Annotated in this window: 19 protein-coding genes and 1 pseudogene; 7 read left to right on the plus strand and 13 right to left on the minus strand. The window is 40.7% G+C overall.

Annotated features, from left to right (window positions below; genetic code table 11):
- Window positions 1-118: 118 nt before the first annotated feature.
- On the plus strand, window positions 119-715 hold the full coding sequence (locus ACWATR_RS04045) for a hypothetical protein (protein ID WP_069073921.1): 597 nt from the start codon (window positions 119-121) through the stop codon (window positions 713-715).
- 310 nt (window positions 716-1,025) lie between these two features.
- Here the strand turns inward: ACWATR_RS04045 and ACWATR_RS04050 are convergent, their stop codons facing one another.
- The 9 genes from ACWATR_RS04050 to ACWATR_RS04090 form a co-directional block, all read right to left on the minus strand.
- Entirely contained in the window at window positions 1,026-1,496 is a 471-nt protein-coding gene (locus ACWATR_RS04050) for a hypothetical protein (protein ID WP_460329742.1), read from the minus strand.
- 44 nt (window positions 1,497-1,540) lie between these two features.
- Window positions 1,541-2,056 carry a hypothetical protein gene (locus tag ACWATR_RS04055; RefSeq protein WP_460329744.1) on the minus strand — a complete coding sequence of 172 codons (516 nt, stop codon included), beginning with the start codon at window positions 2,054-2,056 and terminating at the stop codon, window positions 1,541-1,543.
- A gap of 212 nt (window positions 2,057-2,268) precedes the next feature.
- Window positions 2,269-2,871 carry a cytochrome c oxidase subunit 3 gene (locus ACWATR_RS04060; protein ID WP_334706725.1) on the minus strand — a complete coding sequence of 201 codons (603 nt, stop codon included), beginning with the start codon at window positions 2,869-2,871 and terminating at the stop codon, window positions 2,269-2,271.
- 93 nt (window positions 2,872-2,964) lie between these two features.
- Window positions 2,965-4,626, minus strand: a complete 1,662-nt coding sequence (gene ctaD / locus ACWATR_RS04065; RefSeq protein ID WP_460329746.1) for a cytochrome c oxidase subunit I — start codon at window positions 4,624-4,626, stop codon at window positions 2,965-2,967.
- Between the two features lie 100 nt (window positions 4,627-4,726).
- Window positions 4,727-5,656: a cytochrome c oxidase subunit II gene (locus tag ACWATR_RS04070; RefSeq protein WP_460329748.1), complete on the minus strand. Its 930-nt coding sequence runs from the start codon at window positions 5,654-5,656 to the stop codon at window positions 4,727-4,729.
- 115 nt (window positions 5,657-5,771) lie between these two features.
- Window positions 5,772-6,389, minus strand: coding sequence for a DUF2231 domain-containing protein (locus ACWATR_RS04075; protein ID WP_460329750.1), 618 nt, complete (start codon window positions 6,387-6,389; stop codon window positions 5,772-5,774).
- Entirely contained in the window at window positions 6,386-6,886 is a 501-nt protein-coding gene (locus ACWATR_RS04080) for a DUF2231 domain-containing protein (protein WP_460329752.1), read from the minus strand. Before ACWATR_RS04080 ends, ACWATR_RS04075 begins: the two co-directional genes overlap by 4 nt.
- Before the next feature lie 614 nt (window positions 6,887-7,500).
- Window positions 7,501-7,716: a hypothetical protein gene (locus ACWATR_RS04085; protein ID WP_460329754.1), complete on the minus strand. Its 216-nt coding sequence runs from the start codon at window positions 7,714-7,716 to the stop codon at window positions 7,501-7,503.
- 41 nt (window positions 7,717-7,757) lie between these two features.
- Window positions 7,758-8,216, minus strand: a complete 459-nt coding sequence (locus tag ACWATR_RS04090) for a hypothetical protein (protein ID WP_460329756.1) — start codon at window positions 8,214-8,216, stop codon at window positions 7,758-7,760.
- A gap of 278 nt (window positions 8,217-8,494) precedes the next feature.
- On the opposite strand from ACWATR_RS04090, the gene ACWATR_RS04095 reads away from it, so the two are divergent.
- The 5 genes from ACWATR_RS04095 to ACWATR_RS04115 all read left to right on the plus strand — a co-directional run bounded on the left by ACWATR_RS04095 (window position 8,495) and on the right by ACWATR_RS04115 (window position 14,106).
- Window positions 8,495-9,496 carry a metal ABC transporter substrate-binding protein gene (locus ACWATR_RS04095; RefSeq protein ID WP_460329757.1) on the plus strand — a complete coding sequence of 334 codons (1,002 nt, stop codon included), beginning with the start codon at window positions 8,495-8,497 and terminating at the stop codon, window positions 9,494-9,496.
- A 150-nt stretch (window positions 9,497-9,646) separates the two neighbouring features.
- The gene (locus tag ACWATR_RS04100; RefSeq protein ID WP_460329759.1) at window positions 9,647-10,426 is read left to right on the plus strand and encodes a metal ABC transporter ATP-binding protein; all 780 of its coding nucleotides are present in this window, start codon (window positions 9,647-9,649) and stop codon (window positions 10,424-10,426) included.
- 44 nt (window positions 10,427-10,470) lie between these two features.
- Window positions 10,471-11,334, plus strand: a complete 864-nt coding sequence (locus tag ACWATR_RS04105; RefSeq protein ID WP_460329761.1) for a metal ABC transporter permease — start codon at window positions 10,471-10,473, stop codon at window positions 11,332-11,334.
- Window positions 11,335-11,399: 65 nt separating this feature from the next.
- Window positions 11,400-11,972 carry a chemotaxis protein CheB gene (locus tag ACWATR_RS04110; protein WP_460329763.1) on the plus strand — a complete coding sequence of 191 codons (573 nt, stop codon included), beginning with the start codon at window positions 11,400-11,402 and terminating at the stop codon, window positions 11,970-11,972.
- 4 nt (window positions 11,973-11,976) lie between these two features.
- The gene (locus ACWATR_RS04115; protein ID WP_460329765.1) at window positions 11,977-14,106 is read left to right on the plus strand and encodes a hybrid sensor histidine kinase/response regulator; all 2,130 of its coding nucleotides are present in this window, start codon (window positions 11,977-11,979) and stop codon (window positions 14,104-14,106) included.
- Between the two features lie 37 nt (window positions 14,107-14,143).
- Here the strand turns inward: ACWATR_RS04115 and ACWATR_RS04120 are convergent, their stop codons facing one another.
- The gene (locus ACWATR_RS04120) at window positions 14,144-14,515 is read right to left on the minus strand and encodes a DUF2237 family protein (protein ID WP_460329767.1); all 372 of its coding nucleotides are present in this window, start codon (window positions 14,513-14,515) and stop codon (window positions 14,144-14,146) included.
- A 284-nt stretch (window positions 14,516-14,799) separates the two neighbouring features.
- Entirely contained in the window at window positions 14,800-15,027 is a 228-nt protein-coding gene (locus ACWATR_RS04125; RefSeq protein WP_460329769.1) for a hypothetical protein, read from the minus strand.
- A gap of 251 nt (window positions 15,028-15,278) precedes the next feature.
- Here ACWATR_RS04125 and psbA point away from each other — a divergent pair, with 251 nt between their 5' ends.
- Window positions 15,279-16,361, plus strand: a complete 1,083-nt coding sequence (gene psbA, locus ACWATR_RS04130; protein WP_069068940.1) for a photosystem II q(b) protein — start codon at window positions 15,279-15,281, stop codon at window positions 16,359-16,361.
- Window positions 16,362-16,584: 223 nt separating this feature from the next.
- Here the strand turns inward: psbA and ACWATR_RS04135 are convergent.
- Both ACWATR_RS04135 and ACWATR_RS04140 read right to left on the minus strand, forming a co-directional pair.
- Window positions 16,585-16,767: pseudogene (locus ACWATR_RS04135) on the minus strand (IS1 family transposase); the annotation flags it as partial.
- A gap of 75 nt (window positions 16,768-16,842) precedes the next feature.
- Window positions 16,843-18,276 (minus strand): sensor histidine kinase, encoded by a 1,434-nt coding sequence (locus ACWATR_RS04140; RefSeq protein ID WP_460329771.1) that lies wholly within the window; start codon window positions 18,274-18,276, stop codon window positions 16,843-16,845.
- Window positions 18,277-18,551: the final 275 nt, after the last annotated feature.

Here is an 18,551-nt window from a genome sequence, read left to right on the forward strand (position 1 = left end):
ATTCAGGATTTTAATCGTTTTTTTAGTTACTTATGCTGATGATAATTTCCTTGAGGGAGTGGTATCTTTTTATGCTAAGACCCTTAAGGCTGCGACCGGGGGAAGGAGTTAGAACTTGATGATTGTAAACGAGCTACATAGATTTGTTTCATACTGTAAAAAAATTCAACCCCAAACTCACGAGGACATTCAAAAATTTTTTGAAGGAGTGATATTGTTTCCTTATGATAAGGAACTTCTATTACAAGCTTATTTATTTCTGAATATTAAAGAATTGTTTCCCTCGTGCGCTGAATTGCTGTTATTTGAAAAGTCTCCAATTTCAGATTATACAGATTTAGGAAAGTGTGATTTTGTCTTCTTGACCTTTAAAGGTAGTCTGTTTTTAATTGAAACTAAGTTTATTGATACAGAAGCAACTGGAGCGACAGAACGGAAAAGAAGAAATAAACATAGAAACAAGGTGTTTGAGCAAGTTATTACTCTAAAAGGTAGATTTAGCGAATATTGGAATATGAGGCTAGATCAATTAGAGTGCGGGGTTTTCACAACAGATCCAGAAGTTGCTTGGCGAGGAAATGGCGTGAATGTCATATCTAAATCAATATCTATAGATAAGCTCGAACAATGGCGAAGAAGTTATCACAGTAGTGAAAAGTTTTTATCTCATCAAGATGGATCAAAGTTTGAGGAGAAGGTTAATTTGAAAAGTTGAGACGAGAGCTAATACCGTTTCTTTGTGAAGCTGCGCCAAATCTCTTAATTTCTTATTTCTTGGTGTACTTGGCGCTCTTGGCGGTTCATTCTTGATTTCTTGCAGCATAAGCGCATCTTCACACAGAATTGGTATAAGTATACTTCTTACAGTGATTTTCCCCTTGTATCCAAAAACCCCTTTTTAATTTCTAACCTTTGTATTCTCTGCGTCTCTGTAGTTAGATCAATTACTTTTAAACCGCAGAGGCACAGAGGGCACAGAGAGAATAAACGAGATTCTGATTACATTTTAGATATCTTGATCTAGCTTATTCAAATTTCAACTTGTCTAAATTCAAGTCAATAGTTGGTGCATCAACGCTAACCAAGTTTCCACTACGAAATGAAAATTTCTTACCAATGACATCTTCTGTGAGTGGTGCTTTTTCCCAGGGGTTTTCGGCTCTCCATATTATCCTAACTCGACGTGTCCATGTATCATCTCTGTATTTAGCCTCATCAGGTTCGTCTACTATTTCAACTATATGGGTTGCATGATGACCGTGAAAGTGATTGTTTTGACACAAGAGTATACAATCGCCTTTTCTAGCTTTTTTGGCATCTACTTCTTTACGTTTTATTTTGTTCTGTTTCGTTAATTTTCCACTCCCTTCATTTATTACCCATCCTAAATCAAATTCCTTATCATCCTTATCATGAGACCATTCTTTTCGTTTGCAACCAATATGATTGATTAGCTTGAGATATTTGATAGTTAGATGATTGTATTGTGAAGCCATACATAATATCCTTAAATAATTACAAAATATTAATATTTGTTATTTTAAAGTTTATCGGATTCAAACTGTTCAAATTCCAAAAAAATGCATGATGAAGCGCTATTAACCTCAGACCGATTAGGAACTGGGAGTTGTTTTTGATTACTACCAAGTTTTTGAGTCATATCATTGAGTTTTGCAGTCTCAGAAACAATCCTGTTATAGAAATCATCCGACTTCCAAATGTCTAACTTTACTTCTTGTATAGATTGTTTTCGCGGCGCAGTTATACCATTTTGTTCAGTATTTTTATATACAGTTTGGTCAGTATCAAGTTTAGTAATAATTTGAGTATAAGAAAGTCCATCCTGCGTTTTTGATTGAGAACTCAAAATCTCAAATCCTTTAACTGAATGCAGTCTCAATGATTCTTTTGTCATGCAATATTGTTGGTTTGCCTCACTACTCTTACCAGCCTTTATCAGTTCGAGATGACTTTTAGCTAAATCTTGTGGAGAAGTTACACCGCAACTAACAAGTGATAAACTGAGCAAAAAACTTGGGATAACAACATTTTTCATAAATAAGCGCCTAAGCTGTTAAATTTAGTATTCCCAAAATCTGTCTTTCGATTAACAGCAGAAGCGCAAGTAGCAGAAAAATAGTAGCTGAAACAGCAACCATTGGCACCAACCAGAATAACAAAGTGAATGGTGTATGGGGCATAAAATTAATTAACAATGCCCCATACACCAACCCAGAGAAATTATCTGGGTTTTCCTTCCATCAATCTTTACTGCCAAACATAGATAAGGATAAACAAAATAATCCAGATAACATCGACGAAGTGCCAGAACAACGAGGTTGCGTTGACGCCAAAGTGACCTGTATCGTAGTTGCCAGGTAGGAAAGAACGTACCAAAATTATCAACTGCAACAGGATGCCAGTGAAAACGTGCAAACCGTGGAAGCCTGTAAGCAGATAAAACGTTCCACCAAATACCCCGGAAGTGAAACCAAAGGCGAGGCCGTTCCATTCAATCGCCTGTCCAACTAAAAAGTAAGTTCCCATCGCCATTGTTGCCAAGAGAAACAGGCGAAATTTCACTAAATCATGGCGTTGAAGGGCGCGTTCTGCTAAGTAAATTACAAAACTACTGGCGACAAGAATTACTGTGTTGATTGCCGGTTCTTTTACTTCTAGTCCAGAAACACCTGCTGGTAGCCAGTTAGGGGTTGTTGTTTTGTAGATGGCATATCCGGCGAAAAAACTTAAGAAAATGACGCTTTCTGAGAGGAGGAAGACGATGAAGCCAAACATTTTGTTGCCTTCTTCGTCGTGGGTATGTTCTGCGGCTGTGTGGGGCAATTCGTGGGAATTGATATAGCTGTCCATTTTGGTTTTTGAGGGGGAGTTTGAAACGCAAAGGTATGCAAAGGGAAGCGCAGAGGTACGCGGAGGGTTTTTGCGTCTTCCCGATGGTTGGCGTTATTCTGGGAGGTTGGCTGTTAAGCGTTCTGATTTGCCGTAGCCGTAGGGTTCGGAGATGATGATGGGAGTTTCTTCAAAGTTTTCTACTGGGGGGGGTGAAGAAACTAACCACTCTAGTCCGATTGCTCTCCAAGGGTTAGCGGGTGCTTTCTCGCCTTGCATCCAAGAAATCACCATGTTGAAAATGAAGGGCAAGGTGGACATTCCTAAGAGAAATCCGCCCAGGCTGGCGATGATGTTCCAGAATTGATACTCTGGGGCGTAGGAAGCAACTCGGCGTAACATTCCTTGCAATCCTAATGGGTGCATAGGCAAAAAGTTGAGGTTTGTGCCGATGAAGGCTAACCAGAAGTGGATTTTACCCCAGCTTTCGGAGTACATCCTTCCGGTCATTTTGGGGAACCAGTGATAGATGGCTGCAAATAAGCCCATCGTCACAGTGCCGTAGAGGACGTAGTGGAAGTGTCCGACTACAAAGTAGGTATTGTTAACGTGGACATCAACAGGCACGGAGGAAAGCATGATGCCTGTGATTCCTGCGAACACAAACATGATTAATCCGCCCAAGGCAAACAGCATGGCGGTATTTAGCCGCATTTTACCGCCCCAAATAGTTGCTACCCAAGCAAATACTTTAATTCCTGTGGGGACAGATACAAACATCGTTGTCATCATGAAAATCAACCGCATCCAGCCCGGTGTACCACTGACGTACATGTGGTGTACCCAAACGATACCGCTGACTACTGCAATCAACATTGATGAAACAGCAACTACTTTGTAACCAAATAGGGGTTTACGTGAATAGACTGGGAAGATTTCTGAGAAAATGCCGAAGATGGGCAAAATAATCACGTAAACGGCGGGGTGGGAGTAGAACCAGAAGTAATGCTGGAACATGACTGGATTCCCACCCTTGGCGGGGTCAAAAAAGGCAGTGCCAGCAGTGAGATCGAGTAGCAGCATAACAGCACCCGCCGTCAGTGCAGGTAGTCCAAATAGTTGGATGATTTGGGCGCTAAATACTGCCCAGACAAACAAGGGCATTTTGAAAAAGCCCATTCCTGGGGCCCGCATCTTCACAATTGTGGTGACAAAGTTGACTGCCCCCATAATTGAAGATACGCCAGATATTGCAACCGCTAACAGCCAGAGAACTTGACCATTAATTAAGTTACCTGTGGGATTCTGGAGACTGACTGGCGGGTAAGACCACCAGCCGGCTTGGGCAGGGCCTCCAGGAACAAAGAAGCTACCCATCATCAAAATCCCAACTACTGGTACCATCCAAAAGGCGACGGCGTTGAGGCGGGGAAATGCCATATCTCGCGCCCCAATCATCAGGGGCACTAGATAGTTGGCAAAACCAACGAGTGAGGGAAATGTCCACAAAAACAGCATCACAGTGCCGTGCATGGTGAACATACCGTTGTAGACGGTGCGATCGACTAAATCTGATTCGGGTGTCATCAGTTCTCCCCGCATCACCATCGCAAAGATACCGCCGACGAGAAAGAAGAAAAATGAGGTAACGAGATACTGGATACCAATTACCTTGTGGTCTGTACTAAAGCTGAAGTATTCTTTCCAATTACTTGGAGATTCGTGGTTATGCTTCTCATCAGGGAGAAGGATACCTTCAATAGGAACATTAGTCATGGTTACTTTCCTTTCAACCAGGTGAATTGACTAAATAATTCGTAATTCGTAATTCGTAATTCGTAATGAAATCTGATTGCAAGTACGAATTACTCTCTTATCAATTACCAATTATGTTGACTAGAGGAGGTGCAGCAGGTGGAACTGTAACCCAACCTGTTTGGACTGATTGATTGGATGTTTGAGCATACTCAGAAGCCGCTTGATTCTTTGCTATGGATGGCTTTTGAGTTGCAGCTTGGGCTAGCCATTGCTGATAATCTTCAGGAGATTCGACGACTACATTGGCTTGCATAGTCGCAAAGTATGTGCCGCTATATTGAGAATCGGTCAATCGGTATTTGCCGGTGCGGATGGGAGTAAATTCAAAGTCGATCGCGTGGTTAGGAATAATATCCTGCTTGAGGCGGAATGCAGGAATATAGAAGCCGTGGAGAACGTCTTGTGATTTCAGTGCTAAACGTATCCGGCGATCGCTCGGTAAATGCAATTCGGTACTGGTAATATCTCTTTCGGGATAATGGAAAACCCACGCCCACTGTTTGGCTAGTACGTCGATTTTTTCTACAGGTTCCGCTAAAGCGTTAGCTGGTGCATCTTTTGGTTCTGCATAAGCCGATTCCATTCCCAACGGATTATGCAGGTGAACTATTTCCGATGGGCCTTGAATTCCCATTTGTTCGTAAACTTGGTAGCTGTAACCCGCAATCCACAACACTAACAGAATTGGGATTGCTGTCCAGACAACTTCTAGGGTGATATTGCCATGAATTGGGGGGCCGTCAGTGAAGTCATCTTTGACCGCCCGATGGAAGATCACAGAATACATCAGAGTACTTGTTACTCCCAAGAAGATGAATGAACCGAGGGTTACTAAGAAGCTAATCAAATCATCAATTAGTAGGGATTCGGCCGCTGCTTGGGGAGGAAGCCAGGAGTAAGACTGCTTGCCGATCCAGAGACTCGTAACAGTCACTGCGATCGCGCCTGTAAGCAGCGTCAAAATATTTAAAATCTTCTGGATTTTCATTGTCTTTGGTTATTAGTCATTGGTCATTAGTCATTAGTCATTAGTCATTGGTCATTGGTCATTGGTTAGTAACTTTAAATAAATGACAAAGGACAAAAGACAATTGACTAATGACTCATTTGAGTGTTGTGTTGAGGTCTTGGTGCGATCGCAGCAAATTATCTGCTGTATTGTGTACGCCAAATTCGGCGGCTAGTTGCGCTCCTAGTGTGCCGTGGATGTACAGAATGAACATGATTGCTATGCCTGCAAGCAGATAGATCCATTGCACTTCTCTATCTGTCTGTTTATATTCTTGTTTGCCCCAAACGAATCGCTGCCATGCTCTCCAGATGGTCATGCCAACAATCAGCGCTAATAAGAATACACCTCCCACACCATGCCAAAGCATAGTTTCCATTGCCTGCAATCCCCAGGCACTCTTCATATCAGCTGGTGGTGCTGCCAACAGCATTTCGTAAAAACCTGCTGTCACTGTGAAAAATGTGATGATGCTGGCAGCCAACATGTTGTACCAACCAACAGCAAATAAGTTGTCACGTTCAACAGTAATTGCCAAAAATTTGAAGACCCATTTTTCAAAGGGGAACAGAACACCAACAATATCAAAGGTCATCGCAATGATGAACAAACCTATTGTCAGATGGACTAAGTTGGGATGAATGGGAATTGTGTAAGGTAATCCGTTTGGGCCTAGAGAGTCGGTTAATTGGTTAATCAATTCTGAGTTCATCGCAACAGACCATCCTTTACTGCTTCCACAACTGGTACGGTATGCAATCCATAGACCCAAACAAGTTCATCGCCGAGATATACTTGTAAGCCAACTATTAGGGTTAAAACTAGTCCGGCTCCCAAATAATAAATCGGTACTTTTTGCGGGTTACGGGCACGAATTACATAGCGCCAAGCTGTAATCGCTGTGATAATTCCTGAAAGCGACCAACCAATTAGCGTATGTAAATTCAGCACCGATTTAGCTAGGCTGTAAGGCTGTGCTAACCCTGCTTCAAACTGACCAAAAATAATTGCAACGAAGATTGCGATCGTGGCAACTAACATATTCCACCAACTCACCTCAAAAAGACCGGATTTACCAGTAAAATAGCCAATTACATCACAGACAAAGGAAAACAACACCATCGCAATTACGAAGTGGACAACGATAGGATGAATCGTATCTGGATAGGGCAAATTGTGGTCGTTCAAGGATGTCAAATACTCAAGCATTGTCTTCTCCTGGACATATCTACTGCACTTTGAGCAATCAAGTTTGGATTTTGGATTGGCGATCGCGCAGTCTTAGCGAGCATCTTTTCGATTTATTCCGTCCCAGACGAGATATAAACTAGAAGACCCTAATCAAAAATCTCAAATCGCTAGTCAAACTTCAATAATTGATGGACACTCACTAACCTCACCACAAGTATCCATCCATAATTGACCGAATTCTGTTCAATATCTGCGCTGTTCAATACGCTTAATCATGTCTTAGCTTTTTGTAGTCAAATCTAGTTAAATTGCCTACATGGAATAATTTTGGTTTTGATTCATTTCCTTATGCCAATAGTCTGCAACAGCAATTCTTGATGTAGCTAAATCAAATCGCTGTCGTTTGTTGATTTGCTTAACCTATCCTTTAGCTTAAGTAAATTTTTATGAATTGTCAAAACAATAAATATTAAACTTTTAAAGGTTAGTTGTTTAACAAACAAAGATTTTCATAATGTATTTACTTTTGCATTTTTTGAAATACAAAAAAAACCGAAAAATCATATTTGTCTGTAAGTTATTTCACAATAGTAAAATATTTGTTTGTGATGTAAATAACAAAAATATTTGAATCACTCAAAAAGCCCCTTAAAATGAGAAAATGAAGGAATCAAGCTTAAGTCAAAACTTAACCCTTTTTTAAGAAACAGAAATGTTTTTTTACATTCATTGGGAATGCGATCGCTAAATTGGGCGAACTCAAGATTTTGCAGTGTATCTGTACTATCAGTCTGAGTTCCTTTATTATGAGCAAAGGTGATGATTTTTCCTCCCAGACCGAATGTCATTAATTTTTATCCAATTTTTTTGAGTTATTTAATAGAAAAAGTTACCACTTGAACTGCCCGCAGTTTTGCACAGCATGTTCAACTTTATATTCTTTTATTCTTTGCTTACCGTTTTCATCTAAATAACGTGCCTTAAAGTTAATAACAATGGCATCGCCAGAATGAAATCCAAATATACGATCTAACAAGTCAGGCGGTGGAAGATCATAAGGTCCACCAGGATTGATAGAGCAGCAGTCTGGATTTTGTTTGACATATTCATCAAAACTCTTATACCTGATGTAGTCATAAAGCTGTTCTTTTTTCCCTGGAATTATTGCAGGTATTTTGTTTCGCTTATTTTGAAAATCGAAAGCTCCTTGAATCTTCTCGTAATCGCTGAGATAACGCATCTTGGCAAAGCAGAACCCTGAAGAATTCAACCCAAAGTATAGGAATAAAACGGTTAATGGTATTCCGATGAAAATGAAAACAGGTAAAAGAGAGGTACGGTCTATCATTGTATTTCCGGGAATGAATTTACATAGGTCTTAGACGGTGTTTGAAAAGTTGTGAGCAGTAAAAATTTATGCCAAACGCTTCACTATAATGCAAATCAGTTTATAAATAAAAAATAAAAAGCACCAAAGCTTTCGCTATGGTGTGTTACCGCGTGGCATAACACACCTTATACATACTTAGATTTTTTCATAAATCAAATCAGATTCCTATATTCTTTCACTTTTATCTCCCTTCTGGTAAAGTGAGGCAAAAGTGAGAAGATTATGAAATTGCTATAATGAGATTTAATATCAATAACTTTCAGATGCAACTACCGCAGTACGGACAAAAATTGGCTGTAGTATCTGGGCTGCTATTAGGGCTATGTTTGGGTGGGTGTAGCCCGTCAACCTCCAATTCTCAACCACAGTTAAGTCCAAACCCAGGTACAACTACCACCAGTAATCTAGAAAAAAAAGATAAAAAAGTAGTTCTTACCACCTTTACAGTCATCGCAGATATGGCACAAAACGTCGCGGGAGACAAGGCGATTGTCGAATCTATCACCAAACCAGGAGCAGAAATTCATGGTTACGAACCAACTCCTAGCGATTTGGTGAGGGCGCAAAAAGCAGACCTAATTTTAAATAATGGTCTGGATTTAGAGCGTTGGGCACAGAAATTGTATAACAGCGTCCCTAATGTGCCTCACGTTACTCTAACTGAGGGAATTAAGCCTGTAGAAATTACGGAAGATGACTACAGAGGAAAACCTAATCCCCATGCTTGGATGTCACCACAAAATGCCTTGATATACGTAGAGAATATTCGCAAGGCATTAGTTAATTTGGACTCAGCGAATGCAGAGACTTATAATACCAATGCCAAAGCATACAGCGAAAAAATTAAGGAAGTCGATGAGAGACTGCGAAAAGCCGTGTCGGTAGTTCCAGCAGACAAGCGCTACATGGTAAGCTGTGAAGGCGCATTTTCATACGTTACCCGTGATTATGGCTTGAAAGAAGTTTATCTCTGGGCGGTCAACTCTGAACAGCAAGCTACTCCCAAACAGCTAGAAAAAGTCATTGAGACAGTTAAGAAAAATAAAATACCTGTCGTTTTCTGTGAAAGTACGGTGAATGACGGAGCGCAACGTCAGGTAGCTAAAGAATCAGGAGCAAGGTTTGGTGGAGTGTTTTACGTTGATTCCCTGTCTCCATCTGATGGACTAGCACCTACTTATCTAAAGTTGCTAGAACTCAATATTACTACTCTAACTCAGGGGTTAGAGGAAAAGTGAGCAAGTATGTGAGAATAAATATAACTATTAAAAATTGGCTTTTATTAAGGACTTGAGTCCTTTTTTGTTCTCTGGAAAACATTACATGTTCACCAAGAGGGCTGGAGTCACTCACTAAAAAATACTGATTAATTTTAGAGGTAATTTTTAATGAAATCCATTTCTATTGATGTCGAAAATCTGACGGTTGCTTACCACGGCAAAGTTGCTTTACATGGTGCTTCTTTGCAAATCCAAGCAGGTTCAATCAGTGGTTTAGTGGGGATGAATGGTAGCGGTAAATCAACATTGTTTAAGGCGATTATGGGGTTTTTGAAGCCAGTCACGGGGCGGGTTCTGATTAATGGATTACCGATAAAAAGTGTACAAAAAAAAAGCTTAGTTGCTTATGTACCACAGTCAGAAGAAGTGGACTGGAATTTTCCAGTCAGTGTCCATGATGTGGTGATGATGGGGCGCTATGGATACATGAATATACTGCGAATTCCGTCGGCGAAAGATCGAAGTGTCGTGAGGGAGAGTTTAGAGAGAGTGCAAATGTGGTCGATGCGCGATCGCCAAATTGGAGAACTCTCTGGTGGACAGAGAAAACGTGCCTTTCTCGCCCGTGCTTTGGCACAACAGGGAACAGTTTTACTATTAGATGAACCTTTCACTGGTGTAGATATCAAAACAGAAAAAGCGATGATTGACTTATTGCTGGAATTGCGAAAAGAAGGTCATACAATTTTGATTTCTACCCATGATTTAGCTTCTATCACAACTTTCTGTGACCAAGTAGTACTCATAAATCGTACTATTTTAGCTTATGGCGATACATCCGAAGTTTTCACAGAAGAAAATCTCTCACGGACTTTTGGTGGTTCTCTTGGAGATTTATCTCTCAGTAAAAGTCAGATAATCCGTGGCAATCAAAATGAATTCGATTAATTTAAATTGGTAATTGATATTGCTGATATTAGAATTTTAAAAATATGAATACTCTCGCATTTTTAGACTGGTTAACTGCACCCCTACAATATGAATTCATGGTGAAGGCAATTTGTGTAAGTGCCTTAGTTGGGGTGGTATGTTCTGTTTTATCTTGTTTTATGACCCTTAAAGGTTGGGCATTGATGGGAGATGCTGTTTCTCACGCAGTAATGCCTGGGGTAGTAATTGCTTATGTTTTAAATATTCCTTTCGCCGTGGGCGCTTTTGTCTTTGGAGTAGGTTCAGTTATTGCCATTGGTTATATCAAAGCGAAGACAAGAATTAAGGAAGATACTGTCATCGGACTTGTATTTACAGGATTTTTTGCTCTTGGTTTGGTGCTAGTTTCCAAAACTCCAAGCAGCGTAGACTTGACGCACATTTTATTTGGGAATGTCTTGGGTATTTCTAATGAAGATATTATCCAAACAGTGATTATTAGTGTCATCACTTTAGTAACAATAGCAATTTTACGCAAAGACTTACTATTATTTTGCTTTGATCCTACTCATGCACGTTCCATCGGCTTGAACACAGGAGCACTTCACTATATTTTACTATCATTACTCTCCCTAACCGCTGTCGCCGGACTCCAGACAGTGGGAATTATTCTCGTTGTAGCTATGTTAGTTACTCCGGGAGCAACGGCTTATTTATTAACAGACCGTTTCGACCACATGGTACTAATTGCAATGGCATCTGGAGTATTTTCTAGTGTTATGGGGACTTACATCAGCTATCATATCGATGGTGCAACTGGGGGTTGCATTGTGGTGTTGCAAACCTTGTTGTTTGTCATAGCAATGATTTTTGCACCTAAGCATGGGTTACTGGTAAGGGCAAAGAAGCAAGAAAACACTGACTGAATTCAGTATGAAAGAGCCTTTGCTATTTACGTAACACACATTCCGTAGGTGTGAGGGCGAAACAAGTGTCGTTTAAAATTGTGGTAATTGGTACTTCTTTAGGTGGATTATCTGCATTGAAAATCGTTCTGGGTAATTTACCAGTAGACTTTCCTGTACCGATCGCGATCGTGCAACATCGCCACAAAGAGTCTAACAAAACACTTCAGGAGTTATTACAAGAATCCACTTTGTTGAAAATTCGAGAAGTGGAAGACAAGGACGAAATACTACCAGGAAATATATACATAGCTCCAGCAGATTATCATTTACTGGTTGAACCAGGTCACTTTGCCCTTTCAACTGATGAGCCTGTTTCTTATGCTAGACCATCTATTGATGTGCTGTTTGAGTCGGCAGCCGATGTCTACACTGAGCAAGTTATTGGTGTAATATTGACAGGAGCAAACCAAGATGGTATGCAAGGTCTTAAGAAAATAAAAGAGCGGGGAGGAATTACTATTGTGCAAGAACCTGCCACAGCAGAGAGCGATATTATGCCAGAGGCAGCAATTTCTGCTGTTACAGTAGACTGGATTTTGACACTCTCAAACATTGCTTCCCAGATGGTCAAGCTTTGTCACTTATCACAGAAATAAACCGATGCAGATGGAATCCAAAGTCAACATCCTCCTCGTGGATGATAAACTAGAAAATTTGCTGGCACTAGAGGCAATCCTAGAAAAACTAGGGGAGAATCTCGTGAGAGCTACTTCTGGGGAAGAAGCTTTGCGGTGTCTGCTGCATCAAGATTTTGCAGTGATTTTGCTAGATGTGCAAATGCCAGGGATGGATGGCTTTGAAACTGCTACCTTGATTCGCAATCGAGGGCGATCGCGTCACACTCCAATTATCTTTCTCACCGCCTTTAGCACCAGCGACCAAATGCTGTTTAAAGGCTATGCTTTGGGTGCAGTTGATTATTTGCTTAAACCACTAGACCCCAATATCCTGACTTCTAAAGTCATAGTATTCGTAGAACTATTTAAGAAAACAGAAGCCGTCAAGCAACAAGCAGCGCAATTAGTAGCTGTCAATACAGAACTCAGGCAAAGTGAAGAACGATTCCGATCGCTAAGTACCTGCTCACCCGTTGGCATTTTTGAAATTGATACTGAAGGCGGCTGTAAGTATACTAATCCTCGCTATCAGGCAATTTGTGGTTTGAAAGCAGCAGAGAGTTTAGAAAAAAGATGGCTGGAATCTGTTCATCCAGAAGACAAAGAACGAGCAGTTGCTAGCTGGTCTACCTACATTCGTGAAGGTCGCGACTATTCAGAAGAGTTTCGCTTTCAAACTGCTCATGGTAGCGATCGTTGGGTTCAGGTTCGCTCATCACCGATGCTTTCCGGTCAAGGGGAATTAGTGGGATATGTGGGAACCCTTGAAGATATTACGGAACGCAAGCAAGCAGAAGAAGTCCGCGCTCAAGTAATTCGAGAACAGACAGCAAGACAGGAAGCCGAAGCAGCGAATCGGATGAAAGATGAGTTTCTTGCTGTTCTCTCGCATGAACTCCGCACACCCCTAACCTCGATGCTAGGCTGGTCAAAAATCCTCCGCGCCAAGAAACTTGACGAAAAAGCCACTTCCCGCGCCTTGGAGGCGATCGAACGCAACGCTACATCTCAAATGCAACTAATTGAGGATATCTTGGATGTATCTAGGATTATCCGGGGTCAGTTGCGGTTAAATGTATCTGCGGTGAATCTGATCTCCGTAATGGAAGCAGCATTAGAAGCAGTGCGTCCCCTTGCAGAACCAAAAGATATTAAGTTAAATACTGTCCTGGATACTTCCATAGGGTCAGTTTATGGCGATCCAGCCCGTTTACAGCAAATAGTTTGGAACCTACTAACTAATGCCATTAAGTTTACGCCTAAAGGTGGTGGGGTCGAAGTCAGGCTATCAAAATATTTGGGATTTTCGATTTCAGATTTGGAATTGGGATCTGATGGTGAAAATTTAGACTCTTTAGACACTAATAAAAGCAGTAATCTACAATCCAAAATTCAAAATTCAAAATCCCAGTACGCCCAAATTCAAGTTATCGATACAGGAATTGGTATCAGTTCCGAGTTTTTACCTAAAGTATTTGAGCGTTTTCGGCAAGCAGATAGTACCACAACGCGATCGCACAATGGATTAGGATTAGGACTAGCGATCGTCCGTCATCTAGTAGAACTGCACAAGGGGGCAATATTTGCCCAGAGTTTAGGCACTGGACAAGGAGCAACTTTTACTGTCAGACTACCACTGCTACAAGACAATAGGGGTAATAGGGCGAGTAGAGAAGCCACAGGAGAAATTTCTTCTGCTGTGGCTTCGACGCCCCTTGCTGGATTAAGAGTTTTAGTTGTAGATGATGAAACAGATACCCGTAACTTTCTGAGTTTTATGTTTGAGGAGTATGGGGCTTTTGCCACTGCGGTAGGATCAGTTGATGAAGCGTTAGCAGTACTTGAACAAGCAAAACCAGATATCCTGATTAGCGACATTGGTATGTCAGAGCAAGATGGCTATACACTAATTCGGAAGCTGCGCTCTTTAGAACCAGAAAAAGGCGGACATATCCCCGCGATCGCTTTAACAGCATACACGCGAGAGGAAGACCGTTTAAAAGCTCTTTCAGCAGGGTTTCAGCAGCATTTATCTAAGCCAATTGACCCCACGAAATTAATTGCTGTGGTTGCCAATGTATTAGAACTACCTCTGGAAGTTCCAGTGAGTTGATTTGTCATTTATCATTGGTCATTTGTCATTTGCCCAATCAAGACGAAGTTAGGGCGTGTTTTTTCAATTCGTCTAAGGAAACCACTTCTAAGGCTCTAGCATGGGTTGCTGAAAGTATTACGGGTGGAGCAACGCCAGCTTCTAGAGCTTCTTGCCAGCGAGAAGCACACAAACACCAGCGATCGCCAGGCTTCAATCCAGGAAAATTAAAATCAGGAACAGCTGTACTGAGGTCGTTCCCCTGCGATTTAGTGAACTCCAGAAATTCTGATGTCACTTGGGCACATACGACGTGAGATCCAAAATCCTGACCACCTGTACGACAAAGACCGTCGCGGTAAAACCCAGTCATGGGAGAAGTACAGCAAACCTCTAGGTTTCCATCGATTACGTTTTTAGCGTCTGTCATTGTTAATTCGTTGTACTTGATTTTTCTACTTGTTGATATAAGCTTATATTTATTGTTAATTTCCTGGTTGAATTAAGATTGCTATCTCTCATTGAATTCCGAAAAGCAGGGAATTATAGAATCACTTAAATCAAAATCGCTAAAAAAACCTCTCAGCAGAAGATTTAAGAGCGATCGCTCTCAAAGGGACTGAGTTTTAACCTTACTGAGTATTTAAATAAAAACCCCTGGCTAACTACCAGAGGTAATGCAAGTCAGTACTTTTCGCATGGAATGTATCCTACTCAAATACCATAGCAACCCTCTAATTTAGAGATATGCCATTTTGCCAGGGGACTTCCAGAAATTAAATTATTCAATTTTGGAGCGAAGATGATCATTAGATTCTTCCTCCCCTGCTTCCCCTGCTTGCCAAAGCGATGGGATATTTTTTTAGTTGGAAGTCCCCAAACAAAAAAGCCCCCAGTGATAAGCTGAGGGTTAGTTTTTTCTAGAATAGCGGTAATATACAAAGCTATTATTCCCAGATGAGTAGGCAAATAATACTTGTAGCCCTTTTAAAGAGCCATATAACCAAATAATAAAAGAGAGCTTCGGCGTATTCTGCCTCGTTGCTTGCTTTTAAATAAGCAAAACTAATAACTTGCATCAGGTTTACTGAAGTAAGAAAAGTTGATTAAAAATTGTAAAGCAGTGTAAAGTAGTTTCACAGGCAAAGACAAACGAGCCTGATTCATAAATAACTAACCGCACTTATAAAACAATGACAACAACCTTACAACGTCGCGAAAGCGCCAACGTATGGGATAGATTCTGCGAATGGATCACCAGCACCAACAACCGGATCTACATCGGTTGGTTCGGCGTCGTCATGATCCCCACCCTACTAGCAGCTACCGCTTGCTTCGTAATCGCCTTCATCGCCGCTCCTCCAGTAGACATCGATGGAATCCGTGAACCAGTAGCAGGTTCCTTAATCTACGGAAACAACATCATCTCCGGTGCAGTAGTACCTTCCTCCAACGCCATCGGTTTGCACTTCTACCCAATCTGGGAAGCAGCTTCTCTTGATGAGTGGTTGTACAACGGCGGTCCTTACCAACTAGTAGTTTTCCACTTCCTGATTGGCGTATTCTGCTACATGGGTCGTGAATGGGAACTATCCTACCGCTTAGGAATGCGTCCTTGGATTGCGATCGCATACTCTGCACCTGTTGCAGCAGCAACCGCAGTATTCTTGGTATACCCAATCGGACAAGGTTCATTCTCTGATGGTATGCCTTTGGGTATCTCAGGAACATTCAACTTCATGATCGTGTTCCAAGCAGAACACAACATCTTGATGCACCCCTTCCACCAACTAGGTGTAGCTGGTGTATTCGGCGGAAGTTTGTTCAGTGCAATGCACGGTTCTTTGGTTACATCTTCCTTGGTTCGTGAAACAACCGAAACCGAATCACAAAACTACGGTTACAAATTCGGTCAAGAAGAAGAAACCTACAACATCGTTGCGGCTCACGGCTACTTCGGTCGTCTAATCTTCCAATACGCTTCCTTCAACAACAGCCGTTCACTGCACTTCTTCTTAGCAGCATGGCCTGTAATCGGCATCTGGTTTACCGCCTTGGGTGTAAGCACAATGGCGTTCAACTTGAACGGTTTCAACTTCAACCAATCAATCATTGACTCTGAAGGTCGTGTGATTGCAACTTGGGCGGATGTAATCAACCGCGCTAACCTGGGTATGGAAGTAATGCACGAGCGCAATGCTCACAACTTCCCTCTAGATTTGGCTGCTGGCGATTCTGCTCCTGTAGCTCTAACTGCTCCTGCTATCAACGGTTAATCATAAGCTTAAGACGCTATCCATAGCGTCTTTACAATTTAAAAAAGCGTCCTCTGGTAACAGGGGGCGCTTTTTTATTTGAATCTATATAACCTAAATTAAGGTTCTAGGACTTACGTACTGTACAACTTAATCATGGTATGAATATACTAAAATAGGTCGTTTCAGCCTTTTATTAATCGTTCTTCGATGGTCAGCTGTAGGGGTTTAGCATTGCTCATTCATTATATTCAGGTGAATCTGGTAACGTCTTTCCAAGCTCTCTAACCCAATTTATTACAGTAGTATGATCTACTTTTTTCACTCACTCAATTGCACGGAATCCTAAACCATTTAGGTACATTTCTAAACATTCTTTTTTGACTTCTGCTGAATAACCTTGGTGTTCATAAGAATCTATAAACTGAGGTTAAAGCCTGAAACATCATTTTTCATTTGATAACCCAATCCCCAATCCCCAGTCCCTTTTACTTTTCACCAATTAGATAGAACTACTATATGTAGGTAAATTGATTGTAAACATACTCCCTTCCCCTAACTTCGATTGCACACTTACACTACCACCCATACCTTCTACAAGTGTCTTGACAATCGATAAACCTAAACCAGAACCCCCAGTAGTCTGAGAGCGAGATTCATCTACACGGTAAAATCTCTCAAATATCCGTGCTTGCTGTTGCAAGGGGATGCCATAACCTTTATCACAAACTTGAATAATTGCTTTATCTTGAAGCTGATTTAACTTAAGAATTATGGGTGTATCAGCTTCAGAATACTTAACAGCATTATCAATTAAATTTAATAACACTTGTTTCAGACGGCTATAGTCTGCCTTGATCTCAATTGGATAAATTTCTGACTCGATTGTAATTGTGCGATCGCTATATTTTTTTGCCATTATTACAACTTCTTCAACCAATTCATTCAGCACATAAGATTTCATTTGAAAATATAAGTAACCGCTATCTGCTCGCGCTAAATCAAGCAAATCTTGTAGCAGGCGAATAGTGCGTTCAGCTTCCGATGCAGCAGTTTCTAAAGCTTCTTGTTGGGTTTGAGTTAAGTTATTCTGCCTTCGCAAGACGCTTTGCAAATAACCATGTACAATCGTTAGAGGTGTGCGTAATTCATGAGAAACATTACTCACAAATTCTCGTTCTTGCTCCCAAGATTGCGAAAGGCGTGATAACAGCATGGTTAAGGTTTGAGCTAATTCTTTAACTTCACTGGGTGCATTGTCAAGATATAGCTGTGCTTTTCCTAAATCTTCAGCGGAAATAACAGAAGCCATTTGATTTAGCTGGCGCAGAGGTTGCAGAGAACGCTTAATATAAAATGCGATCGCAACAGTTAAAACAATAATTGCCAAACCACTAGTAATACCTAAACTCTGCACCATTACCACAAACATTTTCTGTTCGCGGGTAATATCCTTGACTACAAATAACTCACCCAGTAACTTACCCTGCACTTGCACAGAACTACCACATAAAACAAAGTAGCTTTGGTTTACTTTGTAAACTTGTGGTTTAATCGGCATTTTAGTCAGAGACATTAAATCAGTTACCGTAGTATCAGATAATAAATCCAAAGTGGCAGATTTTACTAAAATTTTATTATCAGGACTTTTTAGCCATAACAATGTGTTGGTATTTGCCAAATTATTAATAGCCTTTTGCAACCCAGTTTCGGGTTGCATCATTTCACTATAAATTTGTACATCTTGCGGCAAGCGCTTGGCGATTTGTTCTATATTATATTTATGACCATCAACTAAAATTTGCTGCATTTTCCAACTAGTCCATGTAGCAAGACTACCTAATACCAAAGCTGAAAATGATGCAATACCAACCGTGAGGCGTGATTGTAAGGAAAATGGATCTATGTTTATCCAAACTGTTATGATTTGCTTCACTGTTATGGTTGCGCTGAAGGTGTTTAATAAGGATCGCTCAATCAAATAATACTGCTGAATATAAAGTTACTGTTAACTGCTACATCTTTAGTTATAGCTGATTTGAACTTACCTCTGTTGTAGACCTACAGTGAAAAGTGCAGCCATTCCAAAAAGATTGCTAAATGTTTTTATTTTATCGCTCTTTCAACTCCACTAATCCTCCTCTAATCATAATTTAAATGCATTTACTGGTAATTAAATTAATTTCTACTGAGAATTAACTTAAAATTTTT

The sequence above is a fragment of the Nostoc sp. UIC 10890 genome (genome assembly GCF_054786515.1).